This is a genomic window from Kitasatospora sp. NPDC059462 (assembly GCF_042749955.1).
Lineage (GTDB): Bacteria > Actinomycetota > Actinomycetes > Streptomycetales > Streptomycetaceae > Kitasatospora.
Genome location: NZ_JBHYUU010000353.1, coordinates 1 through 3,240, shown reverse-complemented (window position 1 = coordinate 3,240; position 3,240 = coordinate 1). Strand labels below are relative to the sequence as shown.

Genomic DNA, 3,240 nt, shown 5'->3' with positions numbered 1-3,240 from the left:
CGGCCGCCCTCCCCGCCCTCCACACCCGCCTCGGGGCGCGCACCGACGTGCCGATCGGCTCGCTGGTCGCCCGCCGCTCCGACGAGGCGCTGGACGACCTGGTCGGCTTCTTCGTCAACACCCTCGTCCTGCGCACCGACACCTCCGGCGACCCGAGCTTCGCCGAACTCCTGGGCCGCGCCCGGGAGACCGGCCTCGGCGCCTACGCCCACCAGGACGTGCCGTTCGAGCGGCTGGTCGAGGAGCTCAACCCGGCCCGCTCGCTGGCCCGCCACCCGCTGTTCCAGGTCGCGCTGGTCCTCCAGTCCGCCGGTGAAGGCGTGCTGGAGCTGCCCGGCCTGGCCGTCGAGGCGCTGCCCTCGGACACCGGCGTCGCCAAGTTCGACCTCAACGTCACGCTGGAGGAGTTCTTCGGCCCCGACGGTTCGCCCGCCGGCCTGGACTGCGCGCTCGACTACGCGACCGACCTGTTCGACCGGCGGACCGCGGAGTCGATCGCCGCCCGCTTCGGGCGCCTGCTCGCGGCCGTGGTGGCCGACCCCGACCGCCCGATCGGCCGCGCCGACCTGCTGGACGCGGACGAGCGCGCCGCACTCCTCGCCCCCGCAGCCCCGTTGCCCGCCGACGTGCCGCTGCTGCCGGCCGCCTTCGCCGCGCAGGCGGCCCGCACCCCGGACGCGACCGCCCTGGTCTTCGGGGACGTCCGGTTGAGCTACGCCGAACTCGACGCCCGCGCCGACCGCCTGGCGCACGGCCTGGTGGCGGCCGGCATCGGCCCGGAGTGCGTGGTCGCGCTCGCCCTGCCGCGCTCGGCGGACACCGTGGTCGCCCAGCTGGCCGTGCTCAAGGCCGGGGCCGCCTTCCTGCCGCTGGACGCCGAGTACCCGCGCGAGCGCACCGCCCACATGCTCGCCGACTCCGCGCCCGCCCTGGTCCTCACCGGCGAGGGCTGGCCGCTGCCCGAGGTGCTGGAGGGCCTGACCGTGCTGCCCGCCGACGCCGCGGCCTGGGCCGACCGGCCCGCCGGGGCCCCGCCGGTGCGTCTGGACCCGGCGCACGCCGCCTACGTCATCTACACCTCCGGCTCCACCGGCCTCCCGAAGGGCGTGGTCGTCGGCCACGGTTCGATCGCCGCGCTGCTGGCCCACCACCGGGCGGAGACCTTCGCCGGGCCCGAGCGCGCCCACGGCCGGCTGAGCGTCGCCCTGACCGCCTCGCTCTGCTTCGACGCCTCCTGGGACGGCCTGCTCTGGATGATCGCCGGCCATGAGCTGCACCTCGTCGGCGACGACCTGCGCCGCGACGCCGCCGCCCTCGTCCGGTACGTCCACGGCGAGTCCGTCGGCGTCGTCAACGTCACCCCGAGCTACGCCGAACAGCTGCTCGCCGAAGGCCTGCTGGACGGCGGGGCGGCCCCGAAGGTGCTGCTCCTCGGCGGCGAGGCGGTCGGCCGGGCGCTGTGGACCCGGCTGCGCGAGGCCCCGCACACCGAGACCCGCAACCTCTACGGCCCCACCGAGGCCACCGTCGACACCCTCACCCACCCGTTCGCGGCCACCGACCGCCCGTCCCTGGGCCGGACCGTCCTCGGCACCCGGGCCTACGTGCTGGACGAGCACCTGGCCCCCGTCCCGCCCGGGGTCCCCGGCGAGCTCTACCTGTCGGGCCGCAGCCTGGCCCGCGGCTACCTCGGCCGCCCCGCGCTGACCGCCGAGCGCTTCGTCGCCGACCCGTTCACCCCCGGCGCCCGGATGTACCGCACCGGCGACCTGGTCCGCCGCACCCACGACGGCGGCCTCGACTACCTCGGCCGCACCGACCACCAGGTCAAGCTGCGCGGCTTCCGGATCGAACTCGGCGAGATCGAGCAGGTGCTGGCCCGCCACGCGAGCGTCCAGCAGGCCGTGGTCACCCTGCACGAGGGCGCCGACGGGGACCGCAGGCTGGTCGCCCACTGCGCCACCACCGCCCCGCCGAGCTCCGAACTCGCCCTGGAGCTGCGCCGGTTCGCCGCCGAGGCGCTGCCCGGCCACATGGTCCCGGCCGCCGTCGTCCCGCTCGCCGCGCTACCGCTGACCGGCAGCGGCAAGATCGACCGCCGCGCCCTGCCCGCCCCGGACTTCGGCCTCTTCGGCGGCGGCCGCGCGGCCCGCACCGCCCGCGAGGAACTGCTCTGCGGACTGTTCGCCGACGTCCTCGGCCTCGACCGGGTCTCCGTCGACGACGACTTCTTCGCGCTCGGCGGCCACTCGCTGCTCGCGATGAAGCTGGCCGGCCGGGTCCGCTCGGTGCTCGGCACCGAACTCGGCATCCGGGACGTCTTCGAGGCCCCGACCGTCGCCGGCCTCGCCCAGCGCCTGGACGGCGGCGCCGGCCCCGGGCCCGCCCTCGTCGCGGGACCGCGCCCCGAGCGGCTGCCGCTCTCCTTCGCCCAGCGCCGGCTCTGGCTGATCGACCGGATGGAGGGCCCCAGCGCCCTCTACAACCTGCCGCTCGCCCTGCGCGTCGCCGGTCCGCTCGACCCCGCCGTCCTCGCGGCGGCCCTCGACGACCTGGTCGCCCGCCACGAGAGCCTGCGCACGGTGATCGCCGAGCAGGACGGCGAGCCCTACCAGCGGATCCTCCCGGCCGGCGAGGCCAGGGTCCCGCTCGACCTCCGCACCACGGCCCCGGCCGACCCGGCGCAGGCGGTCACCGCCTGCGCGGAGATCCCCTTCGACCTCGCCGCCGACCTGCCGATCCGCGCCCACCTCCTCCTGGCGGGCGACGGCACCGACGACCGGCTGCTGGTCCTGGTGCTGCACCACATCGCCGGCGACGGCTGGTCGATGGACCCGCTGCTGCGCGACCTCGCCACCGCCTGCGCCGCCCGCCGCGACGGCACCGCGCCCGACTGGCGCCCGCTGCCCGTCCAGTACGCCGACTACGCGCTCTGGCAGCGCGAGCTGCTCGGCGACGAGGCCGACCCGCAGAGCCCGGCCGCGCGTCAACTCGCCTACTGGCGCGAGACCCTGGCCGACCTTCCGGAGGAGCTCGCGCTGCCCGTCGACCGCCCCCGGCGCGCCGACAGCGGCCACCGCGGCGAGCGCGTCGTGCTGCCGCTCGGCGCCGAACTCCACCGCGACCTCGTCCGGTTGGCGCGCGAGCACCGGGTGACGATGTTCATGACCCTGCACGCGGCGCTCGCCGCCCTGCTCACCCGTCTCGGGGCGGGCACCGACGTGCCGATCGGCTCGGTGG

General features: G+C 76.9%; 1 protein-coding gene. It reads left to right on the top strand.

Annotation, left to right across the window (positions count from 1 at the left end; all coding sequences use genetic code 11):
* On the top strand, positions 1-3,240 hold a 3,240-nt coding region (locus ACFXAM_RS38295), incomplete at both ends, for an amino acid adenylation domain-containing protein (protein ID WP_380298515.1).